The 22,243-nt window shown below is 47.9% G+C and carries 22 protein-coding genes, 1 tRNA gene and 1 pseudogene; 19 read left to right on the plus strand and 5 right to left on the minus strand.

Going from position 1 to position 22,243, the window contains the following annotated elements; all coding sequences use genetic code 11:
• Positions 1-61: 61 nt before the first annotated feature.
• The gene (locus IE082_RS00375) at positions 62-1,999 is read left to right on the plus strand and encodes an ATP-binding cassette domain-containing protein (RefSeq protein WP_189490201.1); all 1,938 of its coding nucleotides are present in this window, start codon (positions 62-64) and stop codon (positions 1,997-1,999) included.
• A 174-nt stretch (positions 2,000-2,173) separates the two neighbouring features.
• Here the strand turns inward: IE082_RS00375 and IE082_RS00380 are convergent, their stop codons facing one another.
• Positions 2,174-2,530, minus strand: a complete 357-nt coding sequence (locus IE082_RS00380; protein WP_189490202.1) for a hypothetical protein — start codon at positions 2,528-2,530, stop codon at positions 2,174-2,176.
• A 145-nt stretch (positions 2,531-2,675) separates the two neighbouring features.
• Here IE082_RS00380 and phaC point away from each other — a divergent pair, with 145 nt between their 5' ends.
• From phaC to rimO, 7 genes and pseudogenes are all read left to right on the plus strand, one after another.
• Positions 2,676-4,460, plus strand: a complete 1,785-nt coding sequence (gene phaC, locus IE082_RS00385) for a class I poly(R)-hydroxyalkanoic acid synthase (RefSeq protein WP_373295033.1) — start codon at positions 2,676-2,678, stop codon at positions 4,458-4,460.
• A gap of 128 nt (positions 4,461-4,588) precedes the next feature.
• Entirely contained in the window at positions 4,589-5,767 is a 1,179-nt protein-coding gene (locus IE082_RS00390; RefSeq protein WP_189490204.1) for an acetyl-CoA C-acetyltransferase, read from the plus strand.
• Between the two features lie 39 nt (positions 5,768-5,806).
• Positions 5,807-6,034: pseudogene (locus IE082_RS00395) on the plus strand (SRPBCC domain-containing protein); the annotation flags it as partial.
• A 41-nt stretch (positions 6,035-6,075) separates the two neighbouring features.
• Positions 6,076-6,813, plus strand: a complete 738-nt coding sequence (phbB, locus tag IE082_RS00400) for an acetoacetyl-CoA reductase (RefSeq protein WP_189490208.1) — start codon at positions 6,076-6,078, stop codon at positions 6,811-6,813.
• Positions 6,814-7,188: 375 nt separating this feature from the next.
• Entirely contained in the window at positions 7,189-8,097 is a 909-nt protein-coding gene (locus IE082_RS00405; RefSeq protein ID WP_189490210.1) for a DMT family transporter, read from the plus strand.
• Positions 8,098-8,224: 127 nt separating this feature from the next.
• A complete protein-coding gene (ylqF, locus tag IE082_RS00410) occupies positions 8,225-9,121 on the plus strand; it encodes a ribosome biogenesis GTPase YlqF (protein WP_189490212.1) in 897 nt (298 codons plus the stop codon).
• Between the two features lie 44 nt (positions 9,122-9,165).
• Positions 9,166-10,548: a 30S ribosomal protein S12 methylthiotransferase RimO gene (gene rimO / locus IE082_RS00415; protein ID WP_189490214.1), complete on the plus strand. Its 1,383-nt coding sequence runs from the start codon at positions 9,166-9,168 to the stop codon at positions 10,546-10,548.
• A gap of 164 nt (positions 10,549-10,712) precedes the next feature.
• On the opposite strand, the gene IE082_RS11400 is transcribed toward rimO, so the two are convergent.
• Together IE082_RS11400 and IE082_RS00425 are read right to left on the minus strand one after the other, a co-directional pair.
• A complete protein-coding gene (locus tag IE082_RS11400) occupies positions 10,713-10,886 on the minus strand; it encodes an acyl-CoA-binding protein (RefSeq protein WP_373295029.1) in 174 nt (57 codons plus the stop codon).
• Positions 10,887-11,009: 123 nt separating this feature from the next.
• Complete coding sequence (locus IE082_RS00425) at positions 11,010-11,528, minus strand: FKBP-type peptidyl-prolyl cis-trans isomerase (RefSeq protein ID WP_189490216.1); 519 nt, start codon at positions 11,526-11,528, stop codon at positions 11,010-11,012.
• 88 nt (positions 11,529-11,616) lie between these two features.
• Here IE082_RS00425 and IE082_RS00430 point away from each other — a divergent pair, with 88 nt between their 5' ends.
• Positions 11,617-12,810, plus strand: a complete 1,194-nt coding sequence (locus tag IE082_RS00430) for a cupin domain-containing protein (RefSeq protein ID WP_189490218.1) — start codon at positions 11,617-11,619, stop codon at positions 12,808-12,810.
• 184 nt (positions 12,811-12,994) lie between these two features.
• On the plus strand, positions 12,995-13,294 hold the full coding sequence (locus IE082_RS00435) for a hypothetical protein (RefSeq protein WP_189490220.1): 300 nt from the start codon (positions 12,995-12,997) through the stop codon (positions 13,292-13,294).
• 517 nt (positions 13,295-13,811) lie between these two features.
• Here the strand turns inward: IE082_RS00435 and IE082_RS00440 are convergent.
• The gene (locus IE082_RS00440; protein WP_189490222.1) at positions 13,812-14,045 is read right to left on the minus strand and encodes a M15 family metallopeptidase domain-containing protein; all 234 of its coding nucleotides are present in this window, start codon (positions 14,043-14,045) and stop codon (positions 13,812-13,814) included.
• Between the two features lie 190 nt (positions 14,046-14,235).
• Here IE082_RS00440 and IE082_RS00445 point away from each other — a divergent pair, with 190 nt between their 5' ends.
• The 9 genes from IE082_RS00445 to rdgB all read left to right on the plus strand — a co-directional run bounded on the left by IE082_RS00445 (position 14,236) and on the right by rdgB (position 21,707).
• Positions 14,236-15,519, plus strand: a complete 1,284-nt coding sequence (locus IE082_RS00445) for an aspartate kinase (RefSeq protein ID WP_189490223.1) — start codon at positions 14,236-14,238, stop codon at positions 15,517-15,519.
• Between the two features lie 218 nt (positions 15,520-15,737).
• Positions 15,738-15,830: transfer RNA gene (locus IE082_RS00450), tRNA-Ser, on the plus strand.
• Positions 15,831-15,935: 105 nt separating this feature from the next.
• The gene (gene rpsF, locus IE082_RS00455) at positions 15,936-16,298 is read left to right on the plus strand and encodes a 30S ribosomal protein S6 (protein ID WP_189490225.1); all 363 of its coding nucleotides are present in this window, start codon (positions 15,936-15,938) and stop codon (positions 16,296-16,298) included.
• A gap of 13 nt (positions 16,299-16,311) precedes the next feature.
• Positions 16,312-16,644: a primosomal replication protein N gene (priB, locus tag IE082_RS00460; RefSeq protein WP_189490227.1), complete on the plus strand. Its 333-nt coding sequence runs from the start codon at positions 16,312-16,314 to the stop codon at positions 16,642-16,644.
• Between the two features lie 32 nt (positions 16,645-16,676).
• Positions 16,677-16,949, plus strand: coding sequence for a 30S ribosomal protein S18 (rpsR, locus tag IE082_RS00465; protein ID WP_189490229.1), 273 nt, complete (start codon positions 16,677-16,679; stop codon positions 16,947-16,949).
• A gap of 62 nt (positions 16,950-17,011) precedes the next feature.
• Positions 17,012-17,458, plus strand: a complete 447-nt coding sequence (gene rplI / locus IE082_RS00470) for a 50S ribosomal protein L9 (protein ID WP_189490231.1) — start codon at positions 17,012-17,014, stop codon at positions 17,456-17,458.
• Between the two features lie 122 nt (positions 17,459-17,580).
• Complete coding sequence (gene dnaB / locus IE082_RS00475; RefSeq protein ID WP_189490233.1) at positions 17,581-18,969, plus strand: replicative DNA helicase; 1,389 nt, start codon at positions 17,581-17,583, stop codon at positions 18,967-18,969.
• A gap of 231 nt (positions 18,970-19,200) precedes the next feature.
• Positions 19,201-21,102, plus strand: a complete 1,902-nt coding sequence (locus tag IE082_RS00480; protein WP_189490235.1) for an MFS transporter — start codon at positions 19,201-19,203, stop codon at positions 21,100-21,102.
• The gene (gene rdgB, locus IE082_RS00485) at positions 21,099-21,707 is read left to right on the plus strand and encodes an RdgB/HAM1 family non-canonical purine NTP pyrophosphatase (RefSeq protein ID WP_189490236.1); all 609 of its coding nucleotides are present in this window, start codon (positions 21,099-21,101) and stop codon (positions 21,705-21,707) included. The genes IE082_RS00480 and rdgB overlap by 4 nt, the downstream gene beginning before the upstream one ends.
• A 63-nt stretch (positions 21,708-21,770) precedes the next feature.
• Here the strand turns inward: rdgB and dut are convergent, their stop codons facing one another.
• Positions 21,771-22,217 (minus strand): dUTP diphosphatase, encoded by a 447-nt coding sequence (gene dut / locus IE082_RS00490; RefSeq protein WP_189490238.1) that lies wholly within the window; start codon positions 22,215-22,217, stop codon positions 21,771-21,773.
• Positions 22,218-22,243 lie beyond the last annotated feature (26 nt).

The following is a 22,243-nucleotide window of genomic DNA, read 5'->3' on the forward strand; positions in this document are numbered from 1 at the left end:
TTTTAATTAGAATCAGAACCGCGAAAAGCATATTGCTTTTCGCATCACCAGAAAGAAATTCATGGCTTTATTCACCATCACTGACGCACAGCTGGCTTATGGTCACGTCGCTTTGCTTGACCACACAGACTTTTCGTTGGAGGAGGGCGAGCGTGTTGGACTCATCGGGCGCAATGGCACCGGCAAGTCGTCTTTGTTAAAAATCATTGCGGGTACACAATCGGCTGATGATGGCGTGATTTCGCGTCAAAATGGTTTGCGGTGTGCGTATGTCGAGCAAGAGCCTTTGTTCAACAGCGATGATACCGTTTTACATGCAGTCGCTCAGGGCGCAGGCGCAGCGGCTGAGTTGCTCGAAGAATACGACGCACTCACCGAAGCGCTCGGCGATGCCGACGAAGCGACCATGACCGAGATTTTAGACAAAATGCAACACGTCCAGCATGAGTTAGAGACGCACGATGGCTGGACGCTACATGCGCGGGTACAAACCACGTTGAGTCAACTCGCGCTCGATCCACACGCGCTGTGCGGTACGTTGTCTGGTGGTGTACAAAAACGCGTTGCCTTAGCTCGAGCACTGGTGCAAAACCCTGATGTGTTGCTGCTGGATGAACCGACCAATCACTTGGACATGCGCTCGATTGGTTGGTTGGAAGAACTGCTAAAAAACTTCAATGGTGCGGTATTGTTCATCACCCATGATCGTGCATTTCTCGATAATATTGCTACGCGGATTGTGGAGCTTGATCGTGGTCAATTGCGCTCGTATCCTGGGAATTTCTCAGCCTATCAAACCACCAAAGCCCAGCAGTTGGCCGATGAGTCTGTCGAAAATGCCAAGTTTGACAAACTATTGGCTCAAGAAGAGGTTTGGATTCGTAAAGGCGTGGAAGCTCGTCGTACCAAAAGTACTGCGCGCATCAACGCATTGGTTGAAATGCGTGAGCAACGGGTCAACCGTCGCGAGCAAGTCGGCAATGCCAAAATGGACGTCGCCCAAGCCGATCGTTCAGGTAAGGTCATCGCTGAAATGGTTGAGGTCAGCAAATCGTTTGGCACTCGCCCCATTGTGCGTGACTTTACGGCCAGTATTATGCGTGGCGACAAAATTGGCCTGCTTGCGGGCAATGGTATGGGCAAAACCACACTGCTCAAACTCATCCTCGGCGAGTTAGAGGCCGACAGTGGCACGATTAAAAATGGCACGAATCTGCAAATCGCTTACTTTGACCAAATGCGCGCAGGCTTAGACCTCGAAGCCACGCTTGCCGATACGATTAGTCCTGGCTCGGAGTGGGTGGAGATCAATGGCGTGAAAAAACACGTGATTGGCTACCTCACTGACTTTTTGTTTGCACCACAGCGTGCGCATTCACCTGTTAAATCACTCTCAGGTGGTGAGCGAAACCGCTTGTTTCTCGCGCGACTGTTTGCCAAACCTGCGAATGTTTTGGTACTTGATGAACCAACCAACGATTTAGACATCGAAACGCTGGAGCTGCTTGAGGAGTTACTCCAAGACTACAATGGCACGGTGTTTCTTGTCTCTCATGACCGACAGTTTCTCGACAACGTTGTCACCAGCGTCATCGCCGCAGAGCCACAAGCAGGCTACTGGCGCGAGTATGTCGGTGGTTTCTATGATTGGCGTCGCCAAAGTGGTTTGACCGTTCCCGTTGGTATGGATGAGCAGACTAGCAGCAAAACCGAAGCCGCGCTTGTGAAAACAGAGTCTCCTACAGTATCTGAGACACCAAATACAGCCGCCAAAGTCAAACGCAGTTATAAGGAGCAGCGTGAATTAGACAGCTTACCTGCACGCATCAATGAACTTGAAGCCGAGCAAAAAAGCATTGAAGCCGATCTTGCTGACGGTAGTGTGTTCACCAATAATCCTACTCATGGCGTTGCACTCACCACCCGACTCGGTCAGATTGAGGAGGAGATGTTGGCTTGTATGGAGCGTTGGGAGTATCTGGAGAATCAACTGGGCTGAGCATGGTGTATCAAAGACTCTGAGCATAGGTGATCATAAAAACGGCAGTTTTAAAACTGTCGTTTTGCTATTTTTATAGCAAGAATCAAAAGAAGTTAATACGCTCGTACGCTTAATTAATTGCTGCGCTGCACCTAATAAAGTCTTTGCATCGTGCTAAAAAAGGCGGCTTGGCTATTGACCTTTAAACTTTGATAGCCCACAATGCAAAGGAACAAGGGCTTCAAAATGACAAGTCCAATAAACGGAGACAGGAGCAACAATGGCGACTAAGGCGATCACAAAAACAGCACTAACACGCACAGCCACGACAGTCAAAAAAACAGTCAAAACCTCGGAAAAGAAAGTTGCCGTCACCAAGCCCGCAGCAAAAAGCACTGTGGCCAAAGCAGGAAATATTCCTAAAGTAACAGCTAAGGTTAAAACGCCATCTGCGGTACCTGCTGCAAAAAAAATAGCACCCAAAAAAGCAACATCGAGCAAACCAACTCTCAAACCAGCAACCAAATCTAAACCTGTACCAAAGGCCAAGCAATTGACATCATTGCCAGTCGATGTACAAACACAGATGACGGCCTTTGTCGAAAACCTGCAAACGCAAGCTGATCAGGTGAATCAAGCCGCCGAAGAGTTGCTCAGAAATACCCAAGGGCAAGCAGAGAAAGCCAAAGCGGCGATGGATTCTGAGGCAAATAATGCATCAGAATCCCCTTTTGGTCAGTGGCAACAACTTTTTAATAGCGTTGGTGGAGGGCAAACCAACATGCCGAACATCATGGGTGCGTGGCAGCAGTTCGGTGACACCCTCAAACAAATGAGTAGTGGCCAAAATCCGCTCGCAGGTCAAAGCATGATGGCGCATGAAAGTTTATCGGATGTCGCAAAAATGGTTGATGCTGCTGATTTACAAAGGTTACAGCAAGAGTACCTTAAAGAAATGGCTGCGCTTTGGCAAAGTTACTCAAGCCAGCAAAGTTTTGATATCACAGACCGACGTTTTGTCTCGCCAGCATGGCGTGCGAATGCGTGGGCGAATTACCTTGCACAAAGTTATTTGATTAATGCGCGCTTGATGCTGGAGATGGCTGATTGTGTTAAAGCTGATGCCAAAACCAAAACCCGTGTGCGCTTCGCTGTGATGCAGTGGGTGGATTCGCTCGCGCCAAGTAATTTTTTCTTAACCAATCCTGATGCGCAACAAAAGCTACTTGATACCAAAGGTGAGTCACTCAAACTTGGCATTCAAAATTTTTTAACTGATTTGCAAAAAGGTCGTATTTCGCAGACTGACGAAACTGCCTTTGAGGTCGGTGTGAACGTTGCGCGTTCGGATGGCGCAGTGGTGTTTGAGAACGAGTATTTTCAGCTATTGCAATATACGCCATTGACGACTAAAGTCGGTGAGCGACCATTGCTTATCGTGCCTCCGTGCATTAATAAATTCTACATTCTTGATTTACAACCTGATAATTCGCTTGTGCGTCATGCGGTTGAGAATGGCAATACTGTGTATCTTGTGAGCTGGCGCAATGCCGATGAGACACTCGCACACACAACATGGGACGATTATATTGAGCATGTGTTGATTAAAGCGATTCACGTGGTTCAGGAAGCGTCGGCTCAGGACAAAATCAACGTGCTCGGTTTTTGCGTTGGCGGGACATTACTGTCAACCGCGCTCGCTGTACTTGCAGCGCGTGGTAAGGATGCTGTGGCCAGCTTGACCTTGCTCACCGCATTGCTTGACTTTTCGGACAATGGCGTTCTTGATGCTTATGTAGACGAAAAGCATGTTGTCATGCGCGAGCAAGCATTCGCCAAAGGCGGCGTCATGCTTGGCAAAGATCTGTCTAATGCGTTCGCCACACTGCGACCAAATGACTTGGTCTGGAACTACGTCGTGAGTAACTACCTCAAAGGTGAGCAACCTGCCGCGTTTGATTTGTTGTATTGGAATTCTGACTCGACCAATTTACCTGGGCCGATGTTCTGCTGGTATTTACGCAATACGTATCTTGAAAACAAACTCAAGGATAAAGGGGCGGCAGTGGTGTGTGGAGAGAAAGTTGACCTCAAAAAAGTCAACGTGCCGACTTACGTGTTGTCTTGTCGTGAAGACCACATTGTCCCGTGGACAGCCGCCTATCGCTCGCAAGCCACACTTGCTGGTGATAAAAAATTCGTGCTTGCTGCCTCAGGCCATATTGCTGGCGTTGTTAACTCAGCGAAGAAAAACAAGCGTAGCTACTGGACGAACGACTCGGTCAACCTCGATAAATCCACATCAGAACAATGGCTTAACGGCGCAGACGAGCACGCAGGCAGCTGGTGGACAGATTGGACAAACTGGCTACACGCGCATTCAGGCAAACAAGTCGCTGCACCTAATAAACTCGGTACAGCGAAATATAAACCGATTGAGGCTGCGCCAGGTCGGTATGTCAAAGTACGAGCCGCCTAAATATAGATGCCTCTCACGTGCAAGTGAGAAATGGTTGGAGGCAAATCAAGCCTTTATCTGAACACAAAATTTTTAACTAAAATCAAAAAACAGCATGTCGTATTTTTTGAAATAACTTTGGAGATGATATGAAAGAAGTCGTAATTGTTGCGGCGGCACGCACCGCGATTGGTAAGTTTGGTGGTTCATTGGCAAAGGTGTCAGCACCAGACTTAGGGGCTACCGTTATTAAAGCTTTGTTAGAAAAAACAGGTGTATCTGGTGATGCCATCAGTGAGGTCATTCTCGGTCAAGTCCTCACCGCAGGCAGTGGCCAAAATCCCGCACGCCAGTCTGTCATCAAGGCAGGCTTGCCGCAGGGTGTACCTGCGTGCACGCTCAATAAAGTGTGCGGCTCAGGCCTGAAAGCCGTCATGCTCGCAGCCCAAGCCATTGCCTGCGGCGACGCCGAAATCATCATCGCGGGTGGTCAGGAGAACATGAGCGCGTCACCGCACGTTTTGCCGAATTCACGAGATGGTTTCCGTATGGGCAACACGCAACTCGTGGACACTATGATTACCGACGGCTTGTGGGATGTATACAACCAATACCATATGGGTATTACGGCCGAAAACGTCGCGAAACAATACGAGATCAGCCGTGAAACACAAGACGAATTTGCCCTCGCGTCACAGACCAAAGCCCTCGCCGCCATTGATGCTGGTAGATTCAAAGACGAAATCGTCCCTGTGGTCATCCCACAGCGTAAAGGCGACCCAGTCGTATTTGACACCGACGAATTCCCGAATCGTAAAACCAATGCCGAAGGCCTCGCAGGTTTGCGCCCAGCGTTTGATAAAGCAGGCAGCGTCACGGCAGGTAATGCTTCAGGCATCAACGACGGAGCCGCAGCCGTCATGGTCATGTCTGCTGATAAAGCGAAAGAACTTGGCCTGACGCCACTTGTCACCATCAAAGCTTTCGCCAGCAGCGGTCTTGACCCAGCGATTATGGGCATGGGTCCTGTACCTGCCTCACGTCGTACATTAGAGAAAGCGGGTTGGACACCTGCCGATTTAGATCTCATGGAAATCAACGAAGCCTTTGCTGCGCAAGCCTGCGCTGTGAACAAAGAAATGGGCTGGGATACCAGCAAAATCAACGTCAACGGCGGTGCTATTGCACTGGGTCACCCCATTGGCGCATCGGGTTGCCGCGTGCTCGTCTCATTGATTCATGAAATGGTCAAGCGAGATGCGAAAAAAGGCCTGACATCGCTGTGTATCGGTGGTGGTATGGGTGTTGCGTTGGCGGTTGAGCGATAGGCGTTCTCATGTCCGAAAAAACACTGTTTTGACGACCCAAATATGCCCGATGAGATGCAGGTGACGGTGGAGTTTCGACCTGTTTTGTGCGGCACTGGGCTAAGCATTGTTCAAACTGGGATTCCTGAGGCGATTCCTCTGGAGTTTTGTTATCGTGGTTGGCAGGAATCATTGATATTGTTGGCGCAGTTAGTAGAGCCAGAAATTTTGGATGAGCACAGTAACCTATTTTTTAAAAAAGAGTCAATGTGCAACTGTGGGCAATAGCTTACTCTGCATAAAATTGATAACCATTATTGGAGATGAAAATGAGTCAAAAAGTAGCATACGTCACAGGCGGCATGGGCGGCATCGGAACATCGATTTGCCAACGCTTACATAAGGATGGGTTTAAAGTCATCGCAGGCTGCGGCCCGACTCGTGACGCACAAAAATGGCTGGATGAGCAAGCTGCACTCGGTTATACATTCTATGCCTCAGTGGGCAATGTTGGTGATTGGGACTCCACCGTCGAAGCCTTTGATAAAGTCAAAGCCGAACATGGCACCATCAGTGTATTGGTCAACAACGCAGGCATCACGCGTGACGGCCAATTCCGTAAAATGGACTTCAAACAATGGGACGAAGTTATCCGTACCAACTTATACTCAATGTTCAACGTCACCAAACAAGTGATCGATGGCATGGTTGACCAAGGCTTTGGCCGCATCATCAACATATCGTCGGTGAATGGTCAAAAGGGTCAATTTGGCCAGACCAATTACTCCACCGCAAAAGCGGGTTTACACGGTTTCACCATGGCACTTGCCCAAGAAGTCGCGGCCAAAGGCGTGACCGTTAATACCGTCTCACCAGGTTATGTTGCTACGGATATGGTGACGGCTATTCGTGAAGACGTGCTCGAGAAAATTGTCTCAGGCATCCCCGTCAAACGCCTCGGTAAACCCGAAGAAATCGCCTCGATGATTGCATGGCTTGCTTCAGATGAGGGTGGATTCTCAACAGGTGCTGATTTTTCGGTCAATGGTGGGTTACATATGGGGTAAATAGGTTGATCTTCAATCGATTGGAAAATAAGAGCCCATCAAATGATGAGCTCTTTCTCGTTAGGTTTGTCGACCATCTGAATGCCCACGTTCAGATAGCGGATGATTTGTCTAAAACCAAGGTCGTATTGGTAAAAGTCACTGCTAATTTATAATGATGACTGTGTTGGTAGCGTGTTAGTCGTACTATAACGGTGTTGTTATAAAAGCTTTGTGAGAACGCATGAGTTACAGCGATTGATGAACTGCGTATAGCTCACCACAAAGTCGGTTAAGTAGGATTGGCCGCTGTATCGTCTGCTTGATATATAATGTCAACCCATGCGAGCATACGCCGCTCATCGTTTGGTGAGCGGCTTTTTAATTGAGTGATTTATGAGTTCATCGTTTACCAAGTCCCAGCGCCAAACAGCTTTTGTTTGGGCGATTTTTGGTGCACTATTTTTCTCAACGAAGGCTATTTTAGCCAAGCTCATGTATCGCGAAGGTGCCGATGCAATTGATGTGTTGACGCTGCGGATGATTTTTTCATTGCCGTTTTTTGTGCTGATTGGTTTGTGGGCACGGCGCACGCAGCCCTACGCGATGACGCGTTCTGATTATGGGCAGGTGTTTGTGGTGGGGTTGTTTGGCTATTATTTGGCGAGTTTGTTTGATTTCATGGGGTTGGAGTACATCTCTGTGGGATTGGAGCGATTGATTTTATTCTTAACGCCATCGTTGGTGCTCATCATGTCGAAGTTTGTATTGAAAAAAAACATTGATGTGAAACAGTGGTTAGCGATGTTGTTGGCGTATGTGGGCATTGTGCTGGTGTTTGTCCATGAGGTGTCGTTTAGTGGTAGTAATGTGCCGTTGGGTTCTGCCTTGGTATTTGCCAGTGCGGCGTCGTATGCGACGTATTTGTTGATGACGGGCGAGCTGGTGAAACGCTTGGGCGCGATGCGATTGGTCGCCTATGCGATGGCGGTTTCGACGGTGTTGTGTGTGTTGAATTATGTAGTGGTGCGCCTTCCGCATGAATTGGTTGAGCAAAATATGACGGTGTATGGATACTCGCTACTCAATGCTGTTTTGTGCACGGTCGCGCCAGTGGTTTTGACCATGATGGCGGTGGCTCGGCTCGGTTCATCCATTGTTTCACAAATTTCAATGGTCGGGCCTTTGGCGACGGTGGGTTTGGGCTATGTGTTTTTGGGTGAGCCGATTACGCCGACACAGTTAGCTGGTACGTCGTTGGTTATGGTGGGGATTTTTTTGGTGGGTCGCGTGGCGACCAAGTAACCTTGTTTGGTTTTTATTTTGGTTTTATCTAAGTTTTGTGTGGATTTCCTGCTCAAAACTTCTGTTCCCCGAAAACATAGTTTCAGCGAAACTTAAAAATAGGGGTTCACTTTTTTCGGAATAGATTATGAGTATTCAATGGTTCCCAGGGCACATGCACAAAGCCCGTAAGGAGATTGCCGATCGGCTGAAAATGGTTGACGTCATTGTCGAGGTCGTCGACGCGCGTTTGCCGTATTCGAGTGAAAATCCATTGCTCGCGCCGATGGGTAGCTTTCGCAATCGGCCTTGTTTGAAAGTATTGAACAAATCAGACTTAGCCGACCCCGCGAAGACCCAAGAGTGGCTCGCCTACTACCAAAGCCAGCCGAACGTCACTGCCATGGTATTTGTCGGCAACAACCGCCCCGATGTGAAACGCCTCATGAAAACCATTCAGTCGCTCGCTCCACACCGCGATGGTGCAGAAAAGCCGTTACGGATCATGGCGGCAGGCATTCCGAATGTGGGCAAATCTACTCTAATCAATGCACTTGCAGGACGAAAAATCGCGAAAGTTGGTGACGAGCCAGCCGTGACCAAACAGCAGCAATACATCGAGCTGCCCAACGGCACACAGCTGTATGACACGCCCGGGTTTCTTTGGCCAAAAATCGCTGACCCAGCCAGTGGCTATCGCCTCGCCATGAGTGGTGCGATTGGCAAAAACGTCATCGACTTCGAAGACATCGCGATTTATGCGGCAGAATATCTTAGCGTTGCATACCCAGAACAACTCAAAACACGCTATAAATTAACGGAATTACCCGAAAAGCCTGAAGACATCCTACTCGCCATTGCCAAAAAACGTGGCTATGTCAAAACTGGCGGCGTGGTTGATATGCAAAAAACCTCCGAGCTACTCATCGTCGAAATGCGTAGTGGCATGCTGGGGCGGGTGAGTTTTGAGACACCGAAAGACATTGTAGTGGTTGTTCCTGATGATGAACAATTATTGGACGAAGGCGATGCGGTGATAAAATAACACATTGCATCACGAAGAATACTCACATCATTTTAGAGAGCACCATGACAGACATCATTACCTTAAATTCACCCAATACACCCAAAGTCGGCTTCGTTTCCCTTGGTTGTCCGAAAGCTTTGGTTGATTCCGAAGACATCTTGACCAAGCTGCGCACGGAAGGGTACGAAATTTCGCCGTCGTATGAAGACGCTGATTTGGTGGTGGTCAATACCTGTGGTTTCATTGACAGCGCTGTGCAGGAGTCGCTGGACGCGATTGGGGAAGCGTTGCATGAAAATGGCAAAGTCGTGGTGACTGGCTGCTTGGGTGCACGCACGGATTCAAATGGCGACAACATGGTTCGTGCGATGCATCCGAAAGTCTTGGCGGTGACAGGCCCGCACGCAACTAATGAGGTTCTTGATGCGGTGCATATCCATTTACCGAAGCCACACGATCCATTCATCGACCTCGTCCCGCCACAGGGCATTAAGTTGACGCCGAAGCACTATGCGTATTTAAAGATTTCTGAGGGCTGTAATCACCGCTGTACGTTTTGTATCATTCCATCTTTGCGTGGTGACTTGGTGTCGCGCCCCATCGGTGATGTGGTGCGTGAAGCAGAGAAACTGGTTCAATCAGGCGTGAAGGAATTGCTCGTGGTCTCGCAGGACACCAGCGCGTATGGCGTCGATGTGAAATTTCGCACGGGTTTTGTCAATGGCCGTCCTGTGAAAACGCACATGCAAGAGCTCGTACAAGAGCTAGCTCAGCTGGGTGCATGGGTTCGATTACACTACGTCTATCCGTACCCGCATGTGGACGATGTGATTGAACTCATGGCGCAAGCCGCTGTGAATGGCCAAGGGCGCGTTTTGCCTTATTTGGATGTGCCATTTCAACACGCCCACCCGCGTGTGCTTAAAGCCATGAAGCGTCCCGCAAATGGCGAAAAAACCTTAGAGCGCATTCAAGCATGGCGTGCGGCATGCCCTGATTTGACCATTCGCTCGACCTTTATCGCAGGTTTCCCATCGGAGACCGAAGAAGAGTTTGAATATCTGCTCGACTTCCTTGACGAAGCACAGCTTGACCGAGTCGGTTGCTTTGCTTATTCACCTGTCGATGGTGCGGTGGCGAATCGAATCGAAGGCGCGTTGCCTGACGAAGTGCGTGAAGAGCGTACCGCACGTTTTATGGAAAAGCAACAAGCCATCAGCACCGCACGATTGGCAAAAAAAGTCGGTTCGGTGAAAACAGTGCTGATTGATGAAGTGGATGAAGATGGTGCGATTGCTCGCTCAATGGCCGATGCGCCGGAGATTGATGGGGCGGTTTATATTGATTACACCGAAACACCGCTCGAAGTTGGGCAGTTTGTCGATGTGAAAATTCACGCGAGTGATGAATATGATTTGTGGGGCACTTTGGTGGATGAGGCATAAAAAAACGAGCCAATTGGCTCGTTTTTTTATGCCATAACTGTTCAGGCCTGAGCTTGTGTCATGAGTCCGTTGACAACGGCTGATGTATTGATTCATGGTGTCATCCTTACTCGTCCCCGCCAATGCTTCCCACGCATCGAATTTCGCTCGCGCGACGAACTCGCTCATTTGAGGAGGCTCACCTGTTGCATTTCCTTCGGTTGCTTGCTTGTATACGACACATAAAGTTTGAGTAATGTGGCGTTGTCGGGACGCTCTGTGAGCGTTTTGACCGCTTGTTGGGCTTGTTCAAATTTGCTGTTGTAAATCGTCATGCCGTACTCCTTTAATGAGTGCATGATTTAACTATAGCACAGAATATTTACTGGTAATCCATAAGATAAAACGAGCATTCTATTTTTTGGACAAAATAAAAGCCCTTGATGAAATCACCAAGGGCTGTTTGATTGATACTATTTGAATCAATGCACGGTGCCGTGGTCATCATCATGCTCGTGGTGGTGACCGTCGTCACCGTGAACATGCTCGTGCTCGATTTCGTCGTCGGTGGCAGCACGAACTTCAGTGACTTTAACGGCGCAGCGCAGCGCCATACCAGCGAGCGGGTGGTTGCCGTCGAGTACGACTTTATCGCCTTCGATGTCGGTGATGGTAAAAAACTCTACGTCGTCCTCAGAGCCGCCTTCGGGAATACCCTCAAACATCATGCCCGCTTCGATATCGGCTGGGAACAATGAGCGTGCTTCTACGCGAACGAGTTCAGCATCGTATTCGCCAAATGCGTCATCTGGTTCGAGCTGAATAGTGGTTTCAAAACCAACGTCTTGGCCTTCAAGCGCTTCTTCAATTTTTGGGAAAAAATCATCATAGCCACCGTGGAGATAGGTGAAGCCTTCGCCCGATGTCTGCTCGATGAAGTTATTTTGGGCATCGGTGACATTCATGCTTAAGGTCACGACGGTGTTTTTTGCGATTTTCATGTGTTTTCCTTCGGTTAAAAATTCAATACGACATTATACGGAAAATACGTCTTACAATGGCGGCTTTGATACTAATGAAGCGAGTACTATGAAAGCGACTGATTTTAAGGCTCAGCCTTTGTGGCAGACACTCGGGCAGTTTCCTGTGAACTGGCCATTATTCAATGGCAAACCAGTGCCGCTTGGGGGCATGACGGTGCAAAAGTTTTTTAAAGACTATTGGCACAAAAAACCATTGTTGATTCGCAATGCCATTCCAGAGTTTCAAGCGTTCTTCATGCCTGATGATGCCTTTGATGCTTTGCGCGACGAAAATATTGAAACCCGTGTGATTCAGTATGATGAGACAGGCTGGCAACTCTCACACGGCCCGTTTAAAAAGGCTCAGCTTCCTAAACGCAAGCAGTCTGCATGGACGGCACTGGTGCAGGGCGTTGATTTAATCAATGCTCAAGGTCACGCGTTGCTTAATTTGTTTCGTTTTATCCCAGATGCGCGGTTAGATGATTTGATGGTGAGTTTTGCAACCGATGGTGGTGGGGTGGGGCCGCACTATGACTCGTACGATGTGTTTTTGCTACAAGCTTATGGTCAAAGGCATTGGGCAATAGGGCAAGAAAAAGATTTGTCTATTGTGCCCGACGTACCCGTCAAAATTTTACAGAACTTCACACCAGACGAAGAGTTTGTTCTCAATCCAGGGGATATGCTGTATTTACCGCCTCACTATGCCCATGACGGCGTGGCTGTTGGTGAGTGTATGACGTACTCGATTGGTTTTCGTGCGCCGACTTACAAAGAACTTGGTATCGCTTTACTCAATTTTGTCGAAGACAACATTGAATTAGAAGGGCGATATACAGATGCCACTTTAAAATACCAAACCACACCAGCACACTTACCAGATGCCATGGTGAATGATGTATACCAAAAACTACAAGAGCTGAAGTGGGACAGAAGCTGGGTGGCAGAATGTTTGGGGTGTTATTTGACCGAACCAAAACCGTCAGTTTGGTTTGATCCGCCTCAGATGATGAATTTCGCGCAGTTCAAAAAGCAGGCTGCCAAGCATGGAGTATCTTTGGTCTCAGGCACACGGATGCTGTATCACGCGCCGTGGGTGTTTATTAATGGTGAGCATTTGGTCGCTGATGGAGATGATGCGCAGTTCCTCATACAATTGGCCAATGAGCGAATATCAAACTTAAAACAGATGAATGAGAGCCGTTGGCGGTTGCTGCATGATTGGTATGGTCATGGTTGGTTGAGTCTGAATCTCTAAGTCGGAATGTGGAATGTTGCATAAATGAAACACGCAGTGCCTTACGTGAGAAAGGCTCTTGACTTAAAAAGGATAAAATTTGACACAGCGCACAAATAAAATGTATATAATGCCGCCGTGATGTGAATCATCTGCGTGGTTGCTGGTGGTGCATCGCATGTTTATAATCTATATAGGTAACAACATGAAAAAATTATCATTGGTATCTTTGTTGGTAGCTGCTGGTATCTTGGCTGCTTGCTCTAAAGCTGAAGAAAAAAAACCTGCTGACGTAGCTCCTGCTGCTGCAACTCCAGCCGCTACTGCTCCTGCTGCAACGACTACTCCTGCTGCTGGTGCTGCAGTAGAAGCAACTAAAGATGCAGCGGCTAAAACAGCTGACGCAGTAACTGCCACTGCTGCTGCTACTAAAGAAACAGCGACTAAAGCTGTTGAAGCGGCTAAAGCTGGCGCGACTGCTGCTAAAGAAGAAATGAAGAAGTAATTCTTCGTGATTCTTTGTTTGTTAAGCAACAAGAAAAAAAGCCCGCCATTTGGTGGGTTTTTTATTATTTAAGACTTATTTCGCTGTACCTACAAAGTCAAAAGAGTCAATTAATTGGTTCGAGCCTGCCATAGCGATTCGTTGCGACTATTCTAAAAAAATCATTAGTGGTTCACAGCGTAAGTCGTTTTTTAAAAGCACTGACTTAATCAAATCAAAGAGCCAAGCCATTGAACTTGATGGATTTCGGATTTACCTCAGTTTTTTTGTTTAACAATTATTGGGCATTTTTGTGATAATTCGACTCTTGTTGATTGATAGTGTGGTTGTCTGAACCTGAGCTTTTAACGAAGCAAAGTCATCATTTCGAACATGATAATTTTACTAATCCACGCAATCGAAATGCCACCACTCGTTGGGGGTTGTCATAAAGGGTCAAATCAACAGAGCAGCCCCTGCTGTGCCGTGAGCCGAGGTTTGGGTTGGCCAAGTAAAGATGAGCATTGGGGAAATGAGTCTAAAAATAAGCGGTCACATACCATGGGCGATAAGCGTCAAATACGCGCAATCCATAACCGTATTTAGCTAAGCAATTCGCTACACGCATCAAAGCAATGGCCGCATCTAAGATCATAAACGCGTATAGTGCATCGTAAATGATCTGTCTCGTGAAACTGTTGGTACTCGCATAGCGAATGTCGAACGTGACAGGGGATTTGGCGTGGATGCTTAGAGTTGTTAAGTCAACCAACGGTGCTTTTTACAAATGCGACTTTCTGGAGAAAATGTATGGGTTCATGGCCGTATTTTAGAATTAAACACAAAAGGCGTGCGAAGGCTGCTGAAAAACTGTGACTTCAATGGCATAAAGGCTTGAATTTTTCTGCTGCATCATGTATTTTTATGGATTCGTTCTAAACCTCCAAATTAGGGGAATTCAAGTGGCTTTAGTGGTACATAAATACGGTGGCACATCGATGGGCTCAGTTGAGCGCATTCAAAATGTCGCTCAGCGCGTGGCAAAATGGGTCAAAGCAGGGCATCAAGTCGTGGTTGTGCCATCGGCCATGTCGGGCGAAACCAATCGCTTACTCGGTTTGGCCAAAGACATCAACAAAGATGCTGCGGACATGAGCCCGCGAGAAATGGACATGATTGCCTCAACGGGCGAGCAAGTTTCAGTTGGTTTGCTGGCGATTGCTTTGCAAGCCATCGGCACTGACGCTGTGAGTTACGCTGGTTGGCAAGTACCAGTGAAAACCAACAACGCTTATATGAAAGCGCGTATTGAGTCGATTGACGACAAGCGTATTCGTGCAGATCTTGATGCAGGTCGTGTGGTCATCGTCACGGGTTTTCAAGGTGTGGATGCGCAAGGCAACATCACCACGCTGGGGCGTGGTGGCTCTGATACATCGGCTGTTGCGATTGCTGCAGCGATTAAGGCAGACGAATGCTTGATTTACACCGATGTTGACGGTGTGTACACCACAGACCCCCGCGTGGTTGAAAATGCACGCCGTCTTGAAAAAGTCACATTCGAAGAAATGCTCGAAATGGCGAGCTTGGGCTCAAAAATACTGCAAATCCGCTCGGTTGAATTCGCAGGCAAGTACCGCGTCAAAACGCGCGTACTATCGAGTTTGACAGACCCAATGATGGACATCAATACTGAGGCAAACTCAGGCACGTTAATCACATTTGAAGATGAGGAAACACAATCCATGGAACAAGCCGTTATTTCAGGCATCGCGTTTAATCGCGACGAAGCAAAAATCACCTTGATGCAAGTGCCAGACACGCCAGGTGTGGCCTTTAAAATCTTGGGTCCTGTGGCCAAAGCCAATATTGACGTGGACATGATTATCCAAAATCAGAGCACAAACGGCACCACAGACTTCTCATTCACCGTTCATCGCAATGAGTACAAGAAAGCCATGGAAGTCTTAGAAACTGAAATCAAAGGCGCCGTTGGTGCTAAAGAAGTCATCGGTGACGACAAGGTGTGTAAAGTCTCCGCCGTTGGCATTGGCATGCGCTCGCACGTCGGTGTGGCCAGCTTGATGTTTGAGACTTTGTCTAAAGCCGGTGTGAATATTCAAATGATTTCCACTTCTGAAATCAAAATTTCTGTGGTCATCGAAGACAAATACATGGAGTTGGCAGTGCGCGAACTGCACAAAGCCTTTGATTTGGATCAGGCAGCTCAAATCGAATCGGTTTGATTGTCCCGTACCCAAAAAATGGCTTGATTCGTATCGGTTCTGACTAAAAACACCTGCGGCTTATAACAGGTGTTTTTTATTGGCTTTTTGTTCTGTATCGTTAAATGAAGTGCAAAAATCACCTCACAATACGAAAAGCGGGCTAAATTGTTGACGGCGCGAGAAAACTTGCTTACAATGGTGGTCTTTCGTTGTCCAAATAATCGGCAACAGGAAACGGAGACGTGGCCGAGTGGTCGAAGGCACATCCCTGCTAAGGATGCATACGGCTTATACCTGTATCGAGGGTTCGAATCCCTCCGTCTCCGCCAGTATTCGGCATAAGCGGTTATTGGATTTTTTCAATAACCGTTTTTGCTTTTTTCTTGCCGCATTCGCACAGACGCGCGCAGCGGCTTTATCCACAAGGAGTCCACATGCGTCATTACGAAATCGTATTGATCGTACACCCTGACCAAAGCGAGCAAGTGCCTGCGATGGTTGAGCGTTACAAATCACAAATCGAAACAGCTGGCGGTAAAATCCACCGTCAAGAAGACTGGGGTCGTCGCCAATTGGCTTACCCAATCCAGAAACTCGTGAAAGCACACTACCTGTGCTGGAACATCGAAATCGACCAAGCCACTTTGGACGAACTCGAGCACAACTTCCGTTACAACGACGCTATTTTGCGTCACTTGACGGTTAAGATGAATAAAGCAGAAGTAGCACCTTCTATCATGCTCAAAGCAGCAGAAAAAGAAGACGCGAAAAAATCGGCTGTTGCCGCTGCTGAATAAGTTATTTCATTAATTGAGTCTACACAGTAACTTCGCTAATCGCTGTACCTTTGATGTTTGCTTGGTTGAAAAAACCAGTTTGCGGCATACTCTAGCAGGTGTACCCGTGGTGGAAGCGGTGGTGGCATTTGATGCACCACAAGTTGAAAATCACCAACCACGACAAGCTGCTTTCGAATTGAGTGTGATTGCCATCGGTGAGATGGCGCAGGTTTTGAATCAAGCGAACAGTGGTCAGTTTTATCGTGTTCAGGGTTTTTTGAATCGAAAAAGCCTCAAGAGTGTGAAATTGAGACTGCATCTGACTCACTTAAGTCCCTTATCTGTTGATGATTCATTAAATTAGTCATCACAACATTTGTTAAAAAGGAAACTGCAATGCCAGCTCCACGTAATAAAAATGGTCGCCCAGAGCGCCGCCCAGCACAAAATCCATTGTTCAAACGCAAACGCGTTTGCCGTTTCACCATTGGTAAAGTTGATCAAATCGACTACAAAGATGTGGACACGTTAAAAGACTTCATCCAAGAAAACGGCAAGATCATTCCAGCCCGTTTGACTGGTACTCGTGCAATCTACCAACGTCAATTGAACACAGCCATCAAACGTGCGCGTTTCTTGGCGTTCTTGCCTTACTCTGACAACCACTAATCAGTTTTCTCAAGCTTCACATTCACTTGTGATTGAGTTGATTGAATAGAAAAGGATACAAAATGCAAATCATTTTATTAGAAAAAGTTTTGAACGTTGGCCAGCTTGGTGACGTTGTTAAAGTCAAAGACGGTTACGCACGTAACTTTTTGATTCCACAAGGTAAAGCACGCCGCGCAACTGCTGCTGCTAAGGCTGAGTTTGAAGCACGTCGTGCTGAGCTCGAAAAAGCTCAAGCTGCGAAATTGGCTGCTGCACAAACCGTTGCTGAAAAACTCACTGGTACACAATTGACCATCGCTTCTAAAGCGGGTGTTGATGGCCGTTTGTTCGGTTCTGTGACCAACGCTGATGTGGCAGAAGTTTTGAAAACACAAGGTTTTGACGTGAGCAAATCACAAGTCAAGATCGCTGAAGCCATCAAAACCATCGGTGAATACGCGGTACAAGTGTCATTGTTCACTGATGTGACTTCTGACATCACTGTCGTGGTGACACCAGCTGCTTAATCGTTGTCTTCACATCGATTCAAAGAAAAGCCAAGGCGTATTGCCTTGGCTTTTTTGTGGCAAAACCAGTAAAATGGTTGGTCTATTAGTTTCTTTTTATTACTTTCCCAGTTAGGTTTTTCATGTCTGACATCAATCTTGATGTGTCCGCTTTACGCACCCCACCACATTCGATAGAGGCCGAGCAATCCGTACTTGGAGGTCTGATGCTTGACAACATGGCATGGGACAAAATCTCGGATGTGGTTCGCGAGGATGAGTTCTATCGGTTTGATCATCGTTTGATTTTTAAGACGATTGCAGAATTGATTGAAAAAGGCCATCCTGCTGACGTGGTGACGGTTTTTGAGTCTTTACAGAGCCAAGGTCGGCTTGATGATGTCGGTGGTATGGCATATCTCAATGCCTTGGTCACCAGTGTATCGTCAGCAGCGCACATCCGCCGCTATGCCGAAATTGTGCATGACCGTGGTTTGTTGCGTAAGCTCGTGAGTGCTTCTGACAATATTGCTGAATCTGCATTCAATACGCAAGGGCGCGAGACAAAAACCATTTTGGATGAGGCAGAACAAGCCATTTTGAGCGTGGCGGAAGCAGGACGCAATGGTGGTGGTACCGAGTTTCAAGAGTTACCAATCGTATTGACTGCTGTTGTCGATCAAATCAATGATTTATACCATCGCGATCAAAAAGACGAAGTGACTGGTGTTTCTACGGGATTTTATGACCTTGACCGAATGACAGCAGGTCTGCAAAAAGGTGATCTCATCATCGTGGCGGGTCGTCCGTCAATGGGTAAAACCTCATTTTCAATGAACATTGCCGAACATGTAGCCATCAATGAGGGTTTGCCCGTCGCTGTCTTCTCAATGGAGATGGGGGCACAGCAGCTTGGGATGCGTATCTTGGGTTCTGTGGGTAAATTAAACCAAACCCGTTTGCGCACAGGTCAACTCAACGATGAAGATTGGGAACGCTTAACCGTCGCCATCGAAAAAATGCACGATACGCAGCTTTATATTGATGAGACGCCCGCTTTGAACCCACTGGACTTGCGTGCTCGTGCACGACGCTTGGCACGTACTTGTGGGGGGTTGGGTTTAATCGTGGTCGATTACTTGCAGTTGATGAGTTCGGCTCGTTCGGGTGACAATCGTGCTGCTGAGATTTCAGAGATTTCTCGCTCGCTCAAAGCACTCGCTCGAGAGTTAGAGTGTCCGCTGATTGCCTTATCACAGCTCAATCGTAGCGTCGAGCAGCGACCAGACAAACGTCCCATGATGTCGGACTTGCGTGAGTCGGGTGCGATTGAGCAGGATGCCGACATTATTATGTTTGTGTACCGTGAAGAAGTGTATAACAAGGAAGACCCGAGTCTCAAAGGTAAAGCTGAGATTGGCATTGGCAAGCAGCGTAATGGTCCGATTGGAACGGTGCATCTAAAATTTGTTGGTGAATTTACGAAGTTTGATAACGCTGATTTTGCTGATGAATATGTTCCAGAGTATTGATGTGGGGCTGCTGGTCATGCGGGCATTCGTGCCCGTTATTCGTTTGTGGCGATTAAATTAAAAGATCTGTTGGTTTGTGTGGTTCTATTGTTCTGTTTTTGCTGGTTAGGGCTTTATAAATCAAGTCTCTACAGTTTGGGCCATTATTGTTTACTTGGGCGTGACAAGGTTTCCTGTTTGATTGCTTTCAAATTAAAAACTTTAGCTATAGTCTTTTCAGAAAGGCCTTGTGTGGCGAATTCTTCTTTTTCTTTGCTTAAAACTCTGCGGTTTTTGCCGTTTTTCTTAACTCAACTGTCGGGTGCGTTTAATGATGCGCTGTTTAAATCAGCGTTTACGCTGCTGGTGACGTTTTATGCGGCCAAATTTGGTGGTTTATCGGCGGCGATGGCGAGTAACTTGATTGCTGGGTTGTTTATTTTGCCGTTTTTGTTGTTTTCGGCGACTTCAGGACAGCTATCAGATAAATTCGATAAAACGCGGTTGATGCGAGCGGTGAAGGTCTTTGAAATCGTAATTGTATCGGTCGCGGCTTATGGCTTTTTGTTTGAAGCTGCTTGGGTGCTTTATGTGTGTGTTTTTTTGATGGGGGTACATTCGACAATTTTTGGACCAGCGAAGTATGCGTATCTGCCGCAGCATTTATCAAACAATGAGGTGGTTGGTGGTAACGGCTTGGTAGAGATGGCGACGTTTGTGGCGATTTTGGTCGGCTCAATCGTGGCGGGAGAGTTGGTACATCAAGGTGCTTCAGGAGTTTGGGCGATTGCGCTGCTGTGTGTCACTGTGGCTGTATTTGGCTGGGCTGCGAGTCAGATGATGCCAGTATCTCAGCCGATGGCGTCGTTGAAAAATGTTCAGATGAACTGGAATCCTTTGTCTGAGACCTTGCATAATTTGCGCATTGCGCGACAGGATATGGCGGTTTTTTATGCCATGATTGGTATCTCGTGGTTGTGGTTTTTCGGGGCGATTTTTCTCACACATTTTGCGCCGTTGGCCAAAGAGATGTTGGCGAGCAATGAGCGTGTGGTGACGCTCATGTTAGCGACTTTCTCGATTGGGATTGGCGTGGGTTCTGTGTTGTGCGAAAAGCTATCCCGACACCAGTTGGAAATCGGTTTGGTACCCTTTGGCGCGATGGGCATGACGGTGTTTGGGGTGGATTTGTATTTTGCGATTGGCTCGTTTGTGCAGGCGGGTTTGCCTGTCGGTGAAATGGGGGCGATGGATTTTCTCGCGCATGCGGGCAGCGTGCGTTTGTTAACTGATTTGTTTTTACTGTCTTTGTTTTCGGGGCTTTACAGCGTGCCGTTGTATACGATGATTCAGACGTACGCGCAGCCAACGCACCGCGCACGGATTATTGCGGCGAATAATATATTAAACGCGTTGTTTATGATTGTGGCGAGTTTGTTGGCGTTGGGCTTGACGGCTATGGGGGCGAATGTGGCGCAGATTTTGGGCGCGGCGGCGGTGTTGAATGCTTTGGTGGCGATTTATATTTTTCGACTGGTACCAACATTTTTCTTGCGGTTTTTTGCGTGGGTGGTCAGTGGCTTGCTCTATCGCGTGCGGTATGTGAATCGTGATGTGATTCCACGTCAGGGCGCAGCGATTTTGGTGGCCAACCACGTCTCGTTCGTCGATGCGCTGCTGTTGATGGCGGCAAGTCCACGGCCGATTCGGTTTGTGATGGATGCGCAGATTTTTAAGATGCCTGTGTTGTCGTGGGTGTTTCGTAAGCTCAATGCCATTCCGATTACGAGTGCGAAAGATGATGCATTTCTTATGGAGCAGGCTTTTTTGAAAGTGGCGAAAGAGCTTGAAGATGGGCAACTGGTGTGCATTTTTCCTGAGGGACGATTGACGCCTGATGGCAAGATTGGTCAGTTTCGTCAAGGGATTTCAAAAATCCTTGCGCTACACGCCGCGCCTGTTGTGCCGTGTGCGTTGCAGGGATTGTGGGGTTCATTTTTTTCACGTAAATATGGCGCGGCGATGACGCGGCCATTTGTGCGTGGATTCTTTTCAAAAGTACAAGTGGTGGTGGGGCAAAGTATTCTACCTGAACAGGCCACGCCCAGCAGATTAGAGGCGGCTGTGCGTGATTTACGTGGAGATTGGGCATGAGGCGTTTGGTATTGGCATCGAATAATGCGGGCAAGCTGGCGGAGTTTTCGCGACTGCTCGCGGATTTGGATATTGAGGTGGTGTCGCAGGGCAGTTTGAGTGTGCCTGAGTGTGATGAGCCGTTTAATACGTTTGTTGAAAACGCACTGCGTAAAGCGCGTCATGCGTCGGGTATAACGGGACTCCCTGCACTGGCTGATGACTCGGGAATATGCGTGCCGGCGCTGAATGGTGCACCTGGGGTGCTGTCTGCGCGGTATGCCGATGTGCCTGATGTCGATGACGGTTTGAGTAAAGATGCACGCAATAACCAAAAATTAGTGAATGATTTAAGAAACATCGCAGACAAACGAGCGTATTTCTACTGTGTGCTGGTTTTGGTTCGTCATGCGAACGATCCACAGCCGCTGATTGTCGATGGGTTGTGGTGGGGCGAAGTGAAGGGTGAACCGCGCGGTGAGGGCGGCTTTGGTTATGATCCGCATTTTTATGTGGCGAGCCTTGGGCGATGCGCGGCGGAATTAGATAAAACCGAAAAAAACCGCATTAGTCACCGAGGGCAAGCTGTGGTAAGACTGCTCGAACGGTTGCGAGAAGAAAAATAACGATGCGTGTCCAAAAAAAACAGATAAAAATTTGGGCTTTTTTGTTGGTCATACAGCAACCGTTTATTTTACGCCTGTGCTACCAAAGCCACCTTCACCACGGTCTGATTGACCAAAGTCATCAACCAAGTTAAATGTGGCTTGCACGACGGGGACGATGACGAGCTGCGCGATGCGCTCAAATGGTTCGATGGTAAAGGTTGTTTGGCCACGATTCCATGTGGATATCATGAGCTCACCTTGGTAGTCAGAGTCAATCAGACCAACGAGGTTGCCGAGCACGATGCCGTGTTTGTGGCCGAGGCCGCTGCGGGGCAATATGAGTGCGGCGTAGTTCGCATCGTCGAGGTGTATCGCTAAACCTGTGGGGATAAGGTTGGTTTGACCTGGTTCGAGGGTGATGGGCGCGTCGATGGCGGCGCGAAGGTCAAGCCCTGCGCTGCCTGTTGTGGCGTAGGCGGGGAGTCGGTCTTTGATGATGGGGTTGAGGATTTTGATGTCAATGTTCATGATTGGGATTGGTTGTGAGTAAAAAG

It is taken from the genome of Formosimonas limnophila (assembly GCF_014652675.1).
Classification (GTDB): domain Bacteria; phylum Pseudomonadota; class Gammaproteobacteria; order Burkholderiales; family Burkholderiaceae; genus Hydromonas; species Hydromonas limnophila.

Coding starts and splice junctions, on each gene's coding strand:
- IE082_RS00375 (WP_189490201.1), top strand. CDS start 62: ATGGCTTTATTCACCATCACTGACGCACAGCTGGCTTATGGTCACGTC.
- phaC (WP_373295033.1), top strand. CDS start 2,676: ATGGATTCTGAGGCAAATAATGCATCAGAATCCCCTTTTGGTCAGTGG.
- IE082_RS00390 (WP_189490204.1), top strand. CDS start 4,589: ATGAAAGAAGTCGTAATTGTTGCGGCGGCACGCACCGCGATTGGTAAG.
- phbB (WP_189490208.1), top strand. CDS start 6,076: ATGAGTCAAAAAGTAGCATACGTCACAGGCGGCATGGGCGGCATCGGA.
- IE082_RS00405 (WP_189490210.1), top strand. CDS start 7,189: ATGAGTTCATCGTTTACCAAGTCCCAGCGCCAAACAGCTTTTGTTTGG.
- ylqF (WP_189490212.1), top strand. CDS start 8,225: ATGAGTATTCAATGGTTCCCAGGGCACATGCACAAAGCCCGTAAGGAG.
- rimO (WP_189490214.1), top strand. CDS start 9,166: ATGACAGACATCATTACCTTAAATTCACCCAATACACCCAAAGTCGGC.
- IE082_RS11400 (WP_373295029.1), bottom strand. CDS start 10,886: ATGCACTCATTAAAGGAGTACGGCATGACGATTTACAACAGCAAATTT.
- IE082_RS00425 (WP_189490216.1), bottom strand. CDS start 11,528: ATGAAAATCGCAAAAAACACCGTCGTGACCTTAAGCATGAATGTCACC.
- IE082_RS00430 (WP_189490218.1), top strand. CDS start 11,617: ATGAAAGCGACTGATTTTAAGGCTCAGCCTTTGTGGCAGACACTCGGG.
- IE082_RS00435 (WP_189490220.1), top strand. CDS start 12,995: ATGAAAAAATTATCATTGGTATCTTTGTTGGTAGCTGCTGGTATCTTG.
- rpsF (WP_189490225.1), top strand. CDS start 15,936: ATGCGTCATTACGAAATCGTATTGATCGTACACCCTGACCAAAGCGAG.
- rpsR (WP_189490229.1), top strand. CDS start 16,677: ATGCCAGCTCCACGTAATAAAAATGGTCGCCCAGAGCGCCGCCCAGCA.
- rplI (WP_189490231.1), top strand. CDS start 17,012: ATGCAAATCATTTTATTAGAAAAAGTTTTGAACGTTGGCCAGCTTGGT.
- dnaB (WP_189490233.1), top strand. CDS start 17,581: ATGTCTGACATCAATCTTGATGTGTCCGCTTTACGCACCCCACCACAT.
- rdgB (WP_189490236.1), top strand. CDS start 21,099: ATGAGGCGTTTGGTATTGGCATCGAATAATGCGGGCAAGCTGGCGGAG.
- dut (WP_189490238.1), bottom strand. CDS start 22,217: ATGAACATTGACATCAAAATCCTCAACCCCATCATCAAAGACCGACTC.